The organism is [Enterobacter] lignolyticus SCF1 (assembly GCF_000164865.1).
Taxonomy (GTDB): Bacteria; Pseudomonadota; Gammaproteobacteria; order Enterobacterales; family Enterobacteriaceae; genus Enterobacter_B; species Enterobacter_B lignolyticus.
On record NC_014618.1, the window covers coordinates 2,868,549 to 2,882,865 of the forward strand.

General features: G+C 58.5%; 18 protein-coding genes. 7 read left to right on the forward strand and 11 right to left on the reverse strand.

Features of this window, described 5'->3' with window-relative positions; translation table 11 throughout:
• Positions 1–2: 2 nt before the first annotated feature.
• The 7 genes from flgH to flgB form a co-directional block, all read right to left on the reverse strand.
• Positions 3–701, reverse strand: a complete 699-nt coding sequence (flgH, locus tag ENTCL_RS13485) for a flagellar basal body L-ring protein FlgH (protein WP_013366694.1) — start codon at positions 699–701, stop codon at positions 3–5.
• Between the two features lie 75 nt (positions 702–776).
• Positions 777–1,559 (reverse strand): flagellar basal-body rod protein FlgG, encoded by a 783-nt coding sequence (gene flgG / locus ENTCL_RS13490; RefSeq protein WP_013366695.1) that lies wholly within the window; start codon positions 1,557–1,559, stop codon positions 777–779.
• A gap of 13 nt (positions 1,560–1,572) precedes the next feature.
• Positions 1,573–2,328, reverse strand: coding sequence for a flagellar basal body rod protein FlgF (locus tag ENTCL_RS13495; protein WP_013366696.1), 756 nt, complete (start codon positions 2,326–2,328; stop codon positions 1,573–1,575).
• 20 nt (positions 2,329–2,348) lie between these two features.
• Positions 2,349–3,557 (reverse strand): flagellar hook protein FlgE, encoded by a 1,209-nt coding sequence (gene flgE / locus ENTCL_RS13500; RefSeq protein ID WP_013366697.1) that lies wholly within the window; start codon positions 3,555–3,557, stop codon positions 2,349–2,351.
• 27 nt (positions 3,558–3,584) lie between these two features.
• The gene (gene flgD, locus ENTCL_RS13505; protein ID WP_013366698.1) at positions 3,585–4,277 is read right to left on the reverse strand and encodes a flagellar hook assembly protein FlgD; all 693 of its coding nucleotides are present in this window, start codon (positions 4,275–4,277) and stop codon (positions 3,585–3,587) included.
• Positions 4,278–4,288: 11 nt separating this feature from the next.
• The gene (gene flgC / locus ENTCL_RS13510) at positions 4,289–4,693 is read right to left on the reverse strand and encodes a flagellar basal body rod protein FlgC (RefSeq protein WP_013366699.1); all 405 of its coding nucleotides are present in this window, start codon (positions 4,691–4,693) and stop codon (positions 4,289–4,291) included.
• Between the two features lie 3 nt (positions 4,694–4,696).
• A complete protein-coding gene (gene flgB, locus ENTCL_RS13515) occupies positions 4,697–5,113 on the reverse strand; it encodes a flagellar basal body rod protein FlgB (protein WP_013366700.1) in 417 nt (138 codons plus the stop codon).
• 156 nt (positions 5,114–5,269) lie between these two features.
• Between flgB and flgA the strand changes: the two genes are divergently transcribed.
• The 3 genes from flgA (at position 5,270) to flgN (ending at position 6,744) form a co-directional block, all read left to right on the forward strand.
• Positions 5,270–5,929, forward strand: coding sequence for a flagellar basal body P-ring formation chaperone FlgA (flgA, locus tag ENTCL_RS13520; protein ID WP_013366701.1), 660 nt, complete (start codon positions 5,270–5,272; stop codon positions 5,927–5,929).
• A gap of 93 nt (positions 5,930–6,022) precedes the next feature.
• Positions 6,023–6,316 carry a flagellar biosynthesis anti-sigma factor FlgM gene (flgM, locus tag ENTCL_RS13525; RefSeq protein WP_013366702.1) on the forward strand — a complete coding sequence of 98 codons (294 nt, stop codon included), beginning with the start codon at positions 6,023–6,025 and terminating at the stop codon, positions 6,314–6,316.
• A 5-nt stretch (positions 6,317–6,321) separates the two neighbouring features.
• A complete protein-coding gene (gene flgN / locus ENTCL_RS13530; RefSeq protein ID WP_013366703.1) occupies positions 6,322–6,744 on the forward strand; it encodes a flagella biosynthesis chaperone FlgN in 423 nt (140 codons plus the stop codon).
• A gap of 42 nt (positions 6,745–6,786) precedes the next feature.
• Here flgN and murJ read toward each other — a convergent pair whose 3' ends face one another.
• From murJ to rimJ, 4 genes are all read right to left on the reverse strand, one after another.
• A complete protein-coding gene (gene murJ, locus ENTCL_RS13535) occupies positions 6,787–8,322 on the reverse strand; it encodes a murein biosynthesis integral membrane protein MurJ (protein WP_013366704.1) in 1,536 nt (511 codons plus the stop codon).
• A gap of 111 nt (positions 8,323–8,433) precedes the next feature.
• Positions 8,434–9,360 carry a Gfo/Idh/MocA family protein gene (locus tag ENTCL_RS13540; protein ID WP_013366705.1) on the reverse strand — a complete coding sequence of 309 codons (927 nt, stop codon included), beginning with the start codon at positions 9,358–9,360 and terminating at the stop codon, positions 8,434–8,436.
• A gap of 2 nt (positions 9,361–9,362) precedes the next feature.
• Positions 9,363–10,013 carry a YceH family protein gene (locus tag ENTCL_RS13545; protein WP_013366706.1) on the reverse strand — a complete coding sequence of 217 codons (651 nt, stop codon included), beginning with the start codon at positions 10,011–10,013 and terminating at the stop codon, positions 9,363–9,365.
• A 9-nt stretch (positions 10,014–10,022) separates the two neighbouring features.
• Entirely contained in the window at positions 10,023–10,607 is a 585-nt protein-coding gene (gene rimJ, locus ENTCL_RS13550) for a ribosomal protein S5-alanine N-acetyltransferase (protein WP_013366707.1), read from the reverse strand.
• Between the two features lie 231 nt (positions 10,608–10,838).
• On the opposite strand from rimJ, the gene mdtH reads away from it, so the two are divergent.
• The 4 genes from mdtH to dinI all read left to right on the forward strand — a co-directional run bounded on the left by mdtH (position 10,839) and on the right by dinI (position 14,234).
• Positions 10,839–12,047 carry a multidrug efflux MFS transporter MdtH gene (gene mdtH, locus ENTCL_RS13555; protein WP_013366708.1) on the forward strand — a complete coding sequence of 403 codons (1,209 nt, stop codon included), beginning with the start codon at positions 10,839–10,841 and terminating at the stop codon, positions 12,045–12,047.
• A gap of 141 nt (positions 12,048–12,188) precedes the next feature.
• The gene (locus tag ENTCL_RS13560; protein ID WP_013366709.1) at positions 12,189–12,749 is read left to right on the forward strand and encodes a lipoprotein; all 561 of its coding nucleotides are present in this window, start codon (positions 12,189–12,191) and stop codon (positions 12,747–12,749) included.
• Positions 12,750–12,865: 116 nt separating this feature from the next.
• A complete protein-coding gene (gene pyrC / locus ENTCL_RS13565) occupies positions 12,866–13,912 on the forward strand; it encodes a dihydroorotase (RefSeq protein WP_013366710.1) in 1,047 nt (348 codons plus the stop codon).
• Between the two features lie 76 nt (positions 13,913–13,988).
• Positions 13,989–14,234 carry a DNA damage-inducible protein I gene (gene dinI / locus ENTCL_RS13570; RefSeq protein ID WP_013366711.1) on the forward strand — a complete coding sequence of 82 codons (246 nt, stop codon included), beginning with the start codon at positions 13,989–13,991 and terminating at the stop codon, positions 14,232–14,234.
• Positions 14,235–14,317 lie beyond the last annotated feature (83 nt).

The following is a 14,317-nucleotide window of genomic DNA, read 5'->3' on the forward strand; positions in this document are numbered from 1 at the left end:
CGTTACATTGGCGATAAGTTAAGGAAGAAACGCTGCAACCAACCCATATTTTGCGCTTCGTTAATGTAGCCGTTACCCACGTACTCGATACGGGCGTCAGCCACCTGCGTCGACGGTACGGTATTGCTGCCGCTGATGGTGCGGGGGTTAACAACGCCAGAGAAACGGATAAATTCCGTTCCCTGGTTTATCGCTATCTGTTTTTCACCGACAACGTGCAGGTTGCCGTTCACCAGCACCTGATCGACGGTGACCGTCAGCGTACCGCTGAAGGTGTTGCTGGCATTGGCGCCGCCTTTACCGTTAAAGGTGTTGCCGCCAGAGGCGTCCACATCGGCGCGCGCATTGCCAAACAGGCCTTCGAGATAGCGCGGCACGGTGCTGAAGCCAAAATTCGTTTTGCCATCGCGGCTGGCATTCGCCGACGAGCTCTTGGACGCGCTGACGTTTTCCTGCAGTACAATGGTCAGCGTATCGCCGATATTGCGTGGACGCCGGTCTTCAAACAGCGGCTGGTAGCCGTAGTTGATAGGCTGGGCGGTCTGGTAAATGGAGCCGTTGGCCGTCGGCATCGGGCCGGGAATGGGCTGAGCGGTTGTCGCCCCTTCCACCAGCGGCTTAGAGGGAATCCAGGCGCACCCGGCCTGAGTTAACGCCAGTGCGACAATAAACGGATATCGAAACGCTGCGGATTTTTGCATTGCTTTCATCTTCTGAATCAAAGAGCCGGTGCAGGCTCTCCTGCACCGGTTACGCCATAAGGCCTGACGAACCCGTTACAGCTGCGTCAGTTTTTGCAGCATCTGGTCAGTCGTGGTGACCGCCTTACTGTTGATTTCATACGCACGCTGCACCTGGATCATGTTGACCAGCTCCTCAGCAACGTTAACGTTGGAGGTCTCAACGTAGCCCTGGTAGAGCAGCCCGGCGCCGTTCAGACCCGGCGTGGTGTCGTTCGGCGCGCCGGAGGCCTGAGTTTCGGTGTAGAGGTTCTCGCCAATGCTTTCCAGACCGGCATCGTTCATGAAGGTGGTCAGGTTTAACTGTCCGACCTGTACCGGGTTGGTTTGCCCCTGCTGGGTCACGCTGACCACGCCGTCGCGACCGATGGTGATGCTCAGGGTATTTGCCGGGATAGTGATCGCCGGCTGTACCTGATAGCCCCCCGCTGTCACCAGCTGGCCGTTCTGGTCCACCTGGAAGGAACCGTCGCGGGTATACGCTGAGGTGCCGTCCGGCAGCAGGATCTGGAAGAAGCCCTGCCCCTTGATGGCGACATCTTTACTGTTGTTGGTCTGCGACAGGTTGCCCTGGGAGTGCAGACGCTCGGTGGCCACCGGACGCACGCCGGTACCGATTTGCAGACCGGACGGTAGCGTCGTCTGCTCAGAGGACTGCGCGCCAGGCTGACGCACGGTCTGATACAGCAGGTCTTCAAATACCGCTCTCTGGCGCTTAAAACCGTTAGTACTGACGTTCGCCAGGTTGTTGGCGATAACGTCCATATTGGTTTGCTGCGCGTCCAGACCGGTTTTGGCGATCCATAATGAACTGATCATAGTTTTCCCGTTATTAGCTCATAGACAGCAACTGGTTAGCTTTTTGCTCGTTCGTATCGACGCTGCTGATAACCTTCATCTGCATTTCGAAACGGCGGGCGCTGGATATCATGTCCGCCATGGCGGCGACGGCCTTGACGTTACTGCCTTCCAGCACGCCCGACTGTAGGCGAACGCTTTGGTCGGCCTGCAGCACCGGGCCGCGGGTCGCCTGGGCGGCAGCGGTCAGACGAAACATACCGTCATCGCCGCGCGCCACTTCGGTATTCGTCGCTTTCACCATTTTCAGGCGGCCGACCGGCGCAATCGTATTGGCCGGGTCGCCGGGGTTGAGCGCCGAAACCGTACCGTCGGAGGCGATAGTGACCTCCGATCCTTCCGGTACCGCAATCGGACCCGCTTCGCCAATCACCGGATTGCCCTGAATCGTCAGCTGCCCGGTTGGCGTCACCTGAATGTTGCCGTTACGGGTGTAGCCTTCAGAACCATCGGCCGTTTGCACCGCCAGCCAGCCATCCTGCTGTAACGCCACGTCCAGCGGGCGGGCGGTGTAATCCAGCTGTCCGGGCGTCATATCGGCGCCCGGCGTTGAGCCCGCAACCAACGTGCGCGTCGGTACGGATTGCCCCACCACCGGCACGGCGCGCAGCGCGGTAAGCTGCGCGCGAAAGCCCGGCGTTGAGGTGTTGGCGAGGTTGCTGGCGGTTACCGCCTGCATATCCAGCGTCTGGCTGGCCCCGCCCATCGCGGTATATATTGCGTGATCCATTAATCCGTCCCGTCAGGCGATTAGCGCAGGTTAACCAGCGTGTTGAGGATCTGATCCTGGGTTTTGATGGTCTGGGCGTTAGACTGATAGTTACGCTGGGCGACGATCATGTTCACCAGTTCTTTACTCAGATCGACGTTCGAGGCTTCCAGTGCGCCGTTGGTCAGCTTGCCGAAGTTGCCGGTACCTGCGGTACCCAGCAGCGCCACGCCGGAGGATTTGGTCGCCGACCAGACGTTGTCGCCTTCAGACTGCAGGCCTTCGTTGTTGGCGAAGTTCGCCAGCACTATCTGCCCCAGCACCTGGGTCTGTTCGTTGGAGTAGTTACCGACTACGGTGCCGTCGTCGTTAATCTGATAGCTCACCAGGTCGCCCGGCTTATAGCCGTTCTGGTTGGTCGCCACGATATTGTTCGATCCGGTGTTTTGCTGCATCGAGTTGGCAAAGCTCAGGGCAAAGGTCGCCGGCGTAGCGCCGTTCACCGTACCGGTAGTGATATTCACCGTACCGCCAGACAGCAGGTTGCCGTTGGTATCGAACGTCAGCGTCGTGGACGGCGTGGTTGGCGAAACGGCGTTGGTGCTGCTGTCCTGGGTATACACATCCCAGGTATTGTCCGCGCTCTTCACGAAGTAGACGTTCATGTCATGGGCGTTACCCTGGCTGTCATAGACCGTCACGCTGCCTTTTTTGTTGTAACTGTCGGCTTTGGTCGCATCAAACGGCGTTACGGTCGGCGTTTTATCCGTTGAGTTGAGGTTGATCTGCATTGCCGCGGTGGTGGTGGTTTTCGCCGCCATCAGGGTGTTGGGCACGTTCAGCGCAACCGGGTTTGCCCCCTGCTGAATGGTCGGCGGCGTACCGGTCGCCGGATAGCCGGTCAGCTGCAGGCCCTGCATGTTCACCAGGTTACGGTTTTCATCCAGTTTGAACTGACCGTTGCGGCTGTAATACACCGACCCATTGCTGTCCACCAGGCGGAAGAAGCCGTTCTGGCTGATCGCCACGTCCAGCGCGCGGCCGGTGTTGGTAGTGGTACCGTCGGTGAAGTCCTGGGTGATCCCCGCCACTTTAACGCCAAGACCCACTTTGGAACCGGCAAACATATCGGCAAAGGACGCAGTGCCTGATTTAAAGCCGTAGGTCGCGGAGTTGGCAATGTTGTTGCCAATCACATCGAGGTTGGTGGCCGCAGCATTCAGGCCGCTGACCGCTTGAGAAAACGCCATGTCTTAACTCCTGCTAAGGTTAAAGGCTTAAATAATCTGACGAACTTCGTCGAGCGTAGTGGTTCCGTAGGCGCCGAGATCCAGCAGATTGCCGTTGCTGCCTTTGGTCACGCCCTGTACCAGCGCAAACTTCAGCGGCTGTGCGACCAGCTGCGTCGTCCCGTTGCTGGCGGCAATCGAAACGTTATAAGCGCCGTCCGGCGCCACGGTGCCATCGGTCAGCGTGCCGTCCCAGGTGAAGGTGTGGACGCCCGCGCTCAGGTTGCCCAGATCCAGCGTGCGCACGACCTTGCCGCTGCTGTCGGTTATCGTGGCCGTCGCTTTATCCGCCGCCTGCTGCAGCTCCACGCCAAACGGCGTCGTACTGCCCTGACCATCGGTATTTTTCCCCGCCAGCACGGTGGTGCCCGGAATCATGACACCATGACCAATCAGCGCCGTCGCCTGCAGCGACTGGCCGTTATCGATCTGTCCAGAGATGGAGCCCAGCGTAGTGTTGAGTTTTTCGATGCCGCTAACGGTGCTGATCTGCGCAAGCTGCGAGGTCAGTTCGTTGTTCTGCATCGGGTTGGTCGGGTCCTGGTTTTTCAGCTGCGCCACCAGCAGCGTCAGAAAGCTGCTTTGCAGGTCGGCTGCGCTGCTGCCGGTTAGCGAGGTGCTACTACTGGTGCTCTGGACGCCGGTATTTGTCGGATCGTTTACATTAACGGCTATAGACATCGCTTCCTCCGTTACTGACCGAGCGTCAGCGTTTTGAGCATCATGCTCTTGACGGTGTTGAGAACCTCAACGTTCGCCTGATAGCTGCGGGAAGCGGACATGGTGTTAACCATTTCACCCACCACATCAACGTTAGGCATCCGTACATACCCTTTGGCGTCCGCCAGCGGGTTGCCAGGCTGAAAGACCAGCTTGTCCGGCGCCTGGCTTTCCACCACATTGGCCACTTTTACGCCGCCGGTGGCGGCGCCGATCGGCGCGTCCACCTGAAACACCACCTGTTTGGCACGGTATGGCTGTCCGTCAGGACCCGTGACGCTATCGGCGTTTGCAAGGTTACTGGCCGCCACGTTCAGTCGCTTGGACTGTGCGGTCAGCGCCGACCCGGCAACATCAAAAATGCTCAGCAAAGCCATTTATTAGTTCCCTTGTTGCAGGACACTCATCATGCCCTTAATTTGTCCCCCCAGAACCGTTAGCCCGGTCTGGTACTGGAGGCTGTTATCCGCAAACTGAGTACGTTCCCGGTCCATATCGACGGTGTTGCCATCCATCGAAGGCTGGTCAGGAACGCGGTACATCAGGTCAACGGAAGGGGCGGACATCGTCTGGGCCGGGATGTGGCGTTCTGACGTGAGCGCCAGGGAAACGCCGCTGGTTTCCGCACGCCCGCGGTCCATGACTTTTTTCAGTTCACTGGCAAAATCGATATCGCGCGCCTGATACCCTGGGGTATCCGAGTTCGCGATGTTAGCGGCCAGAATTTCCTGACGCTGGGCGCGCAGGTTCAACGCTTCCTGTTGAAAACGCAGTGCGGCGTCGAGTTTATCGAGCATGTCTCCTCCGCGATTGGCAAAGTGTCAGCCGACAGCTTAATTCGCATTACGCGCGCGCCATCGCCGGAATAAACACAAAATGCGTCGCTATTTATTGCGTTGATGTCCCGCGCGTGAGGGTAAAATTCGGCTATTCCTGACAAACCGGAGCTGGCAATGCGACACCTCAAACACGCTCTTGCGGCACTGTTCCTGCTCTCAAGCCCTGCGGTGATGGCGCAGGATTTAGGCCAACAGCTGACCGACCTTTTCAGCCAGCGGCTGAACGGGTTTAGCAATGACGTGGTGGTTAAAATCCGCACCGCGGAAAACCTGTGGCCCCAGTGCGAACAGCCGGCCCTGAGCGTGGCGGGTTTTGGTCGTTTATGGGGAAACGTCAATGTGCTGGCCCAGTGCGGTACGGACAAACGCTATCTTCAGGTGGTGGTTGAAGCCACCGGGGACTACGTTGTCGCAGCCCAGGCCATCGCCCGCGGCGCGACGCTGCAGGCCGAAAGCGTAACCTTAAAACGCGGACGTTTAGACCAGCTGCCGCCAAAAACGATGCTCGATCCGGCCCAGGCCCAGGGCGCCGTCAGCCTGCGCGATCTGGCGCCAGGTCAGCCCGTACAGCTGTCGATGCTGCGTCAGTCATGGCGTGTTAAAGCCGGTCAGCGGGTGCAGGTGATTGCCAGCGGCGATGGCTTTAGCGTGAACAGCCAGGGCCAGGCGCTGAACAATGCCGCCGTGGCGCAAAACGCCCGCGTGCGCATGCCGTCAGGCCAGATTGTGAGCGGAATGGTCAATGCTGATGGGAATATTCTGATTAACCTATAATCTTTTTAAAGAATCTGCGGCGCCTGCCGATAAATAATCAACATATGATGATGGCTGGCAGCAACGCCATGAAACCTCGATGAGGACTGGATAATGAGCATTGATCGTACATCGCCCCTGAAGCCCGTGAACGCCGTTCAACCGCGCGAACCTAACGAAGCGCAGGCCCAGAAAGCGCGTCTGGATAAATCCGCATCTGCAAAAAGCACCAGCGTTACGCTGAGCGAAGCGCAGTCAGCGCTGATGCAGCCGCGCACCAGCGACATCAATGTAGACCGCGTAGAAGCGCTCAAAACGGCCATTCGCAACGGTGAGCTGAAGATGGATACCGGTAAAATCGCCGACGCGCTGATTGCGGAAACACAGAGCTATTTGCAGAGTAAATAACAGAAATGAGTCGTCTGTCAGAAATACTTGATCAAATGACAGTCATCCTCAACTCGCTGAAAGAGGTGATGGATGCCGAGCAACACCAGCTTTCCGCAGGCAGCGTGAACGGAAGCGCGCTGCAGCGTATTACTGAAGAAAAAAGCTCGTTGCTGGCGACACTGGATTATCTTGAAAAACAGCGCCGTATTGAGCAAGAAGCGCAGCGCTGCGCCAATGACGACGTCAGCGAACGCTGGCAAAATATTACGGAAAAAACGCAGCATCTGCGCGATCTGAATAAGCACAACGGCTGGCTGCTGGAAGGCCAAATTGCGCGTAACCAGCAGGTGCTGGACGTGCTTAAACCGCATCAGGAACCGGGGCTGTACGGCAGCAACGGTCAGACGTCCAGCGCCGCGCGCGGCGGGAAAAAGTTTTCCGTATAACGGTCAGGCGGGGCGTTTACCGCCCCCACCCCACAGCTCCCATCACGCGGTACGCCGCGCAAACTCCTTAACCTTAAAGCCCAGCGCCAGCAGTGTCGCAAAATACGCGACAATCCCCACTACCACCACCGCCATCAGGCGCATAATGCGATACGGCATGGTGCCGTGCGACCACTCCGGCATGATGTGCATCATCCCCAGCAGCGCCGCGGACATCACCAGAACGGCGACAATCAGGCGTATCAGGAAGGTTCTCCAGCCCGGCTGCGGCGTAAAGATGTCCTTCTTGCGCAGCTGCCAGTAAAGCAGGCTGGCGTTGAGGCAGGCCGCAAGACCGATAGACAGCGACAAACCAGCATGCTTCAGCGGGCCGATAAACGCCAGGTTCATCAGCTGGGTCATGATCAGCGTGACGATGGCGATTTTCACCGGCGTTTTAATGTCCTGGCGGGAGTAAAAGCCCGGCGCCAGCACTTTGACGACGATAAGCCCCATCAGCCCGACGGAATAGGCCACCAGCGCGCGCTGGGTCATCGCCGCATCAAACGCGGTAAATTTGCCGTACTGGAACAGCGCAACGGTCAGCGGTTTCGCCAGAATGCCGATCGCCACCGCGCTCGGCAGCGCCAGCAGGAAGCACAGGCGCAGACCCCAGTCCATTAGCCGGGAGTATTCGTCGTGGTTACCGCTGGCAAAACTCTTCGAGAGCGACGGCAGCAGAATCGTCCCGAGCGCTACGCCCAGCACGCCGGACGGAAACTCCATCAGGCGGTCAGCGTAATACATCCACGACACCGAACCAGAGACCAGAAACGAGGCAAAGATAGTGTTAATGATCAGGGAAATCTGACTGACGGAGACGCCAAGGATGGCTGGCCCCATCTGCTTGACCACCCGCATCGAGCCCGCATCTTTGAAGTTCACGCGCGGTAAAACCAGCATGCCGATTTTTTTCAGGTGCGGCAGCTGGTAGAGGAACTGCAGCACACCGCCGACGGTCACCGCCCAGGCCAGCGCCAGCACCGGCGGATGAAAATAGGGCGCGGCGAACAGCGCAAACCCTATCATGCTGATGTTCAGAAACGTCGGCGCAAATGCCGGTACCGAAAAGCGGTTCCAGGTATTGAGAATGGCCCCCACCAGAGAGGCCAGGGAGATCAGCAGGATATACGGAAACGTAATGCGCAGCAGCTGCGACGTCAGGGCGAACTTATCGGCGGTATCGGCAAACCCCGGCGCCGTAATGGTTATCACCCATGGCGCGGCGATCATGCCGAGCACGGTAACGACCGCCAGCGCCAGCGTCAGCAGACCGGAGACGTAGGAAATAAATACACGGGTGGCGTCATCGCCCTGCTTGCTTTTATATTCAGCAAGGATCGGTACAAACGCCTGCGAAAAGGCGCCTTCGGCAAAAATACGGCGCAGCAGGTTCGGCAGCTTGAAGGCGACAAAAAAAGCATCCGTCGCCATGCCCGCGCCAAAAACGCGCGCCACAATCGCGTCGCGCGCAAATCCCAGTACGCGGGAAAACATCGTCATCGAGCTGACGGCCGCCAGCGATTTTAATAGGTTCATTGCAGTGTAATTCCACAACCCTGGAACAAAACGCCTGCAGAGCAGGCGCGGAAAAGTGGCGATAGTCTACCTGGATTGCCGGCAATTACTACTGTCAGATGTTACAGGCTCTTACTCGCTCATCGCCTCTTGCCAGAGCCGCTCCACAATCCGCTGCGCCATGATGGCCTGTTCGCCGCTGGTTTGTGGAACTGTCTGATTTTGCACGCATTCAATGAAGTGCCGCGCGCAGCCGGCAAAACCACGCTGCTCAAGCGTGCTTTGCCATCCGGGCGCCGGGCGGTTGACGACGCCAGCGCCGCGTTCTTCCCGCCAGTCGCGCATATCAGTGATATCGATAAGCCCGCCGTCGGTGACCGCCTGAACCCATTCCCGCTGGCTTCCGGCGCGACGGTGCATACTGGTCGTCACCTGCAGCTGCGGCAGGCTGAAGTGATGCTCGGCGTACAGCATTTCGCCAAGATCCGTGGTTTGCAGCGTACCGCCGCTGAGTTTCCCCTGCTCCCCCGCCAGCCACAGCGCGGTATCGACCACGTGCAGATAGTCGTCGAGCAGCGTAAAGTGCAGATCCTGCGGCCCAACGCTGTTGGTGCGGTGTTTATCCATCCGCAGCGACGCGCACGCCGCAAGGTTCGCTTTAAGCTCGCGGTATAGCGGCGCAAAACGGCGGTTAAACCCGACCATCAGGGTCAGCTTTTTCTTTTCCGCCAGCTCGAGAAGGCGGACGGCGTCGCTGAGCTTTTCCGCCAGCGGTTTGTCCACGCAGACGTGAACCCCCGCGTTCAGCAGCTCGCTCACCACCGAAAAATGGGAGGCCGTCGCGCTGTGCACGAAAACCGCGTCGCACTGTCCCGCCAGGTGCGTTAGCGAGCTGGCCAGCGGTATGCGCCAGGTCTCGCACACCCGCTGCGCCTTTTCCGTTCCCGGGGACCATGCCGCCTGCAGCGTCCAGTCGCTCGCGGCACCCAGCACCGGCAGCCAGGCCTTCTGCGCAATCCCGCCAAGCCCGACCACGCCAACCTTCAGTTTCGCGGCCATGGTCAGTCTCCCAGATGCGCGAGTAAAGCGTCCAGACGCAGCTTAAGCTCGGCAACCTCGTCTTCGAGCGCCTCGACGCGGGCGGTCAGAGCGTCTGGCGCAGCGGTCTGCGCTTCAGCCGAGGCCGCAATAGCGTCCATATCATCGCCGCTGAACAGGTGCATATAGCGGCTCTCGCGCTTGCCGGGCTCGCGCGCCAGACGGACAACAAACGGCCCGTCTTCACGGCCGGCAAGGCGCTCCAGGGTATTTTCCACCTCGGCCATATCGGCAAATTCATGCATGCGCTGGGCGCGGCTGCGAAGCTCGCCCGGCGTCTGCGCGCCGCGCAGCAGCAGCGTCGTCACCAGCGCGACCTCCGCCGACGAGAATTTCAGGTTGCCGAACTCGGAGTTGCAAAAACGCTGTTCGTATTTGGTCACCCGATTGCCAAAGCCGCTTACGGTGCGCAGATAGTGACGCTTAACCAGCTCGTCCAGCACATCCTGAACCTCGCTTTCGCTTAATGACATCACCGGTTCACGATTGGTTTTTTGGTTGCAGGCGGTGACGCAGGCGTTCACGGAGAGCGGATACTGTTCCGGGGTCGTCACCTGCTTTTCCAGCAGGCAACCGATGATGCGCGCTTCATGCGCGGTGAGCTGATATTTCATGGAGTCTCCTTAGCGGCCTGCCGTCCACTCGCGGGTGGTCAGCGCCGTCAATACATGATCCCGCCATTGTCCATCAATAAGCAGGTAATCTTTGGCATAACCTTCTTTTTCAAACCCCAGTCGGGCGAGCAGGTCGCCGCTGCGTTTATTGTGTGGCATGTAGTTTGCCATAATTCGGTGAATATGCTGTGAACGCTGCATATAGCGGATGGCCGACGTCAGCGCTTCGAACATCAGCCCCTGCCCCTGCCATTTTTCCCCCAGCGAGTAGCCCAGGTAGCAGGCATGAAAAGAGCCTCTGACGACATTTGAGAAATTGGCGACGCCGATGATTTCTTTTTCATCCGGGTCGAGCAGCGCGAAGTAGAACGCCGAACCCTGCTTATGGAATTCATTGATCATCGAAAGCCTTGCCTGCCAGCCAGACGGATAGCAGTGGCTGTCGTCGCGCACCGGCTCCCACGGCTTTAAAAATGCTTTATTTTCGGCGTAGTAATCCGCAAGGCGCCACGCGTCCCGGTCATGGACCAGGCGCACCACCAGACGGTCTGTCGTCAAGCGTACTTTCGGCACGTTACTGCGATAGCCAAACATCTTCCCCACTCCTATAGCCTACGATGACCGCGGTTATCTCTACTATACCTGTCCGTTACCGCTCTGTGAAAACAGCAACATACGTTTTTTCTGCGCCAGTTCTGTTTTTCGATAAATACACTCTATCAAAGTTGTATTTTGATAAAAAAATATTGTCGCACGCCGGTCAGGAAAATCACTATTCAGGCAGTAGAATGTGACTTCACACCGCTTTATTTCCCGGGAGGGGAAATGTCCCGCATATCGCAGGCCAGAAGCCTGGGTAAATATTTTCTTCTCGTCGATAACATGCTGGTCGTGCTCGGCTTTTTCGTTGTGTTTCCGCTTATCTCAATCCGATTTGTCGATCAGATGGGCTGGGCGGCATTAATGGTGGGTATCGCGCTCGGCCTGCGGCAGCTTGTTCAGCAGGGTCTGGGGATTTTTGGCGGCGCGATCGCCGACCGGTTTGGCGCCAAACCGATGATCGTCACCGGCATGCTGATGCGCGCGGGAGGGTTTGCCGCGATGGCCGTTGCCCATGAGCCCTGGGTGCTCTGGCTCTCCTGTTTTCTCTCCGGGCTTGGCGGCACGCTGTTTGACCCGCCGCGAGCGGCGCTGGTGGTCAAACTGGTCCGTCCCCACCAGCGCGGCCGCTTCTTTTCCATCCTGATGATGCAGGACAGCGCCGGCGCGGTAATCGGCGCCCTGCTCGGCAGCTGGCTGCTGCAGTACGATTTTCGTCTGGTGTGCAGCGCCGGCGCGGTGCTGTTTATCCTGTGCGCCGCGTTTAACGCCTGGTATCTGCCCGCCTGGAAGCTCTCTACGGTGAGAATTCCGGTGCGCGAAGGTCTGTCGCGGGTGCTGGGCGATAAGCGCTTCGTCACCTATGTGCTGACGCTGACCGGCTACTACATGCTGGCGGTACAGGTGATGCTGATGCTGCCGATCATGGTTAACGACATCGCGGGCTCTCCTGCGGCGGTGAAATGGATGTACGCCATTGAGGCCGCGCTGTCGCTCACCCTGCTTTACCCTATCGCCCGCTGGAGCGAAAAACGCTTCCGCCTTGAGCACCGCCTGATGGCCGGTTTGCTGGTGATGACCGTCTCAATGATGCCGATTGGCCTCACCAGCAATCTGTCGCAGCTGTTTACGCTTATCTGCACCTTCTATATTGGTTCCATTATCGCCGAGCCCGCCCGCGAAACGCTCAGCGCCCAACTGGCCGACGCCCGCGCGCGCGGCAGCTATATGGGCTTTAGCCGCCTTGGCCTGGCCTTCGGCGGCGCGCTCGGCTACGCCGGCGGCGGCTGGCTGTTTGACGCCGGTAAAGCGATGGACCAGCCGGAGCTGCCGTGGGCGATGCTGGCGATTATCGGCTTTCTTACCGTCCTGGCGCTGTGGTGGCAGTTTAGCCAGAAGCGCGCCGCCTCCCGGATGCTGGAACCCCGTCTCTGAGGTTGCAGCGGCTAGCGCCGGAACCGACGGCATCTGTCGCCGGCTCCGGCAAATTCAGCCTATTCTGCTGGCACGCAATGTGCTGACAGGGCATGCTGCTTTGTGTCAGGATGAGGTCCTGGCATCATGTTAAGGAACCCCATGAAGAAGATTTTATTTGCTGCCGCGCTGATGGTGAGCGGCCTGCTGGCTGGTTGCAATCAGCTTACCCAGTACTCCATCAGCGAACAGGAGATCAATCAGGCGCTGCAAAAGCACAATAACTTCGCAAAAGATATTGGCCTGCCGGGCGTTGCTGATGCGCACATCGTTCTGACCAACCTCTCCAGCGCCATTGGCCGCGAGGAACCGAACAAGGTCACGCTGACGGGCCAGGCGAATCTGGACATGAACTCGCTGTTCGGCAGCCAGAAAGCCACTATCGACCTGAAGCTCAAAGCGCTGCCGGTGTTCAATAAAGAAAAAGGCGCGATATTCCTGCAGGAAATGGAGGTGGTTGACGCAAAAGTGCAGCCGGAGAAAATGCAGTCGGTGGTGCAAACCCTGCTGCCCTATCTGAACCAGTCGCTGCGTAACTACTTCAACCAGCAGCCGGCCTATATCCTGCGCGAAGACGCCAGCAAAGGCGAAGCGCTGGCGAAGAAGTTCGCCAAGGGCATCGAAGTGAAGCCCGGGGAAATCGTTATCCCCCTGACCGATTAACCTGACGGGCGCAAAAGCGCCCGTTTTTTTACGGAAAAGGATGCAAAGGAAAACGTTTCCGCTTATCCTTAGTGCCCGGCAAAAAACAGCCTTTCTCAACCAGCCGGAGCCTTCCCATGACAGCACAACCCCAGGTACTGAAAATCCGCCGCCCCGACGACTGGCATATCCATCTGCGCGATGGCGATATGCTGAAAACCGTCGTGCCCTATACCAGCGAGCTGTATGGCCGGGCGATCGTGATGCCGAATCTGGTGCCGCCTGTCACAACGGTTGACGCCGCCATCGCCTATCGTCAGCGTATTCTCGACGCCGTGCCGCAGGGCCACGACTTCACGCCGCTGATGACCTGCTACCTGACCGATACGCTGAACCCGGATGAACTGGAGCGCGGTTTTCGCGAAGGCGTCTTTACCGCAGCGAAGCTTTATCCGGCCAATGCCACCACCAACTCCAGCCACGGCGTAACCAGTATTGACGCCATTATGCCGGTGCTTGAGCGCATGGAAAAACTGGGCATGCCGCTGCTGGTGCACGGTGAGGTCACCCACGCGGAGATCGATATTTTCGACCGCGAAGCGCGTTTTATCGACAGCGTCATGGCGCCGATGCGCAAACGCCTCCCGGCGCTGAAAGTGGTGTTTGAGCACATCACCACCAAAGATGCCGCCGATTACGTCCGCGAAGGAAACGAACGTCTCGCCGCGACGATCACCCCTCAGCACCTGATGTTTAACCGCAACCATATGCTGGTCGGCGGCGTACGCCCGCACCTGTACTGCCTGCCGATTCTGAAACGCAACGTGCACCAGCAGGCGCTGCGCGAGCTGGTCGCCAGCGGTTTTGACCGCGTATTCCTCGGCACGGATTCCGCCCCGCACGCCCGTCACCGTAAAGAGGCCAGCTGCGGCTGCGCCGGCTGTTTCAACGCCCCTACCGCGCTCGGCAGCTACGCGACCGTGTTTGAGGAGATGAACGCCCTGGAGCACTTCGAAGCGTTTTGCTCGCTCAACGGCCCGCGTTTTTACGACCTGCCGGTTAACGACAGCTGGGTCGAGCTTGAGCGTAAAGAGAGTCAGGTGGCGGAGAGCATCGCGCTGAGCGACGATACGCTGATTCCGTTCCTGGCCGGTGAAACCGTACGCTGGCGCGTAAAACGCTAAAAAAACCGCTGCCCCCTGTTGCCAGCTGATAAATTTAACTGTATAAATATCCAGTATAATTCACAGGGGGCAAACTATGCGTATCGAAGTCACTATTGCCAAAACTACCGCGTTACCCGCTGGCGCCATTGATGCGCTGGCGAACGAACTTTCCCGCCGCATTAACAACCACTTCCCGGAACAGGACGGCCAGGTCACGGTACGCTATGCGTCCGCCAACAACCTGTCGGTCATCGGCGGGGCCAAAGAAGATAAAGACCGCATCAGCGAGATCCTCCAGGAGACCTGGGAAAGCGCTGACGACTGGTTTATCACTGATTAAATTTTGCTCCCTCATTGCGTTACTTTTTGCCGGGTCGCCCCGGCTTTTTTCATTTCCCCTGCTCTATTTTTGACCGTTTCTTC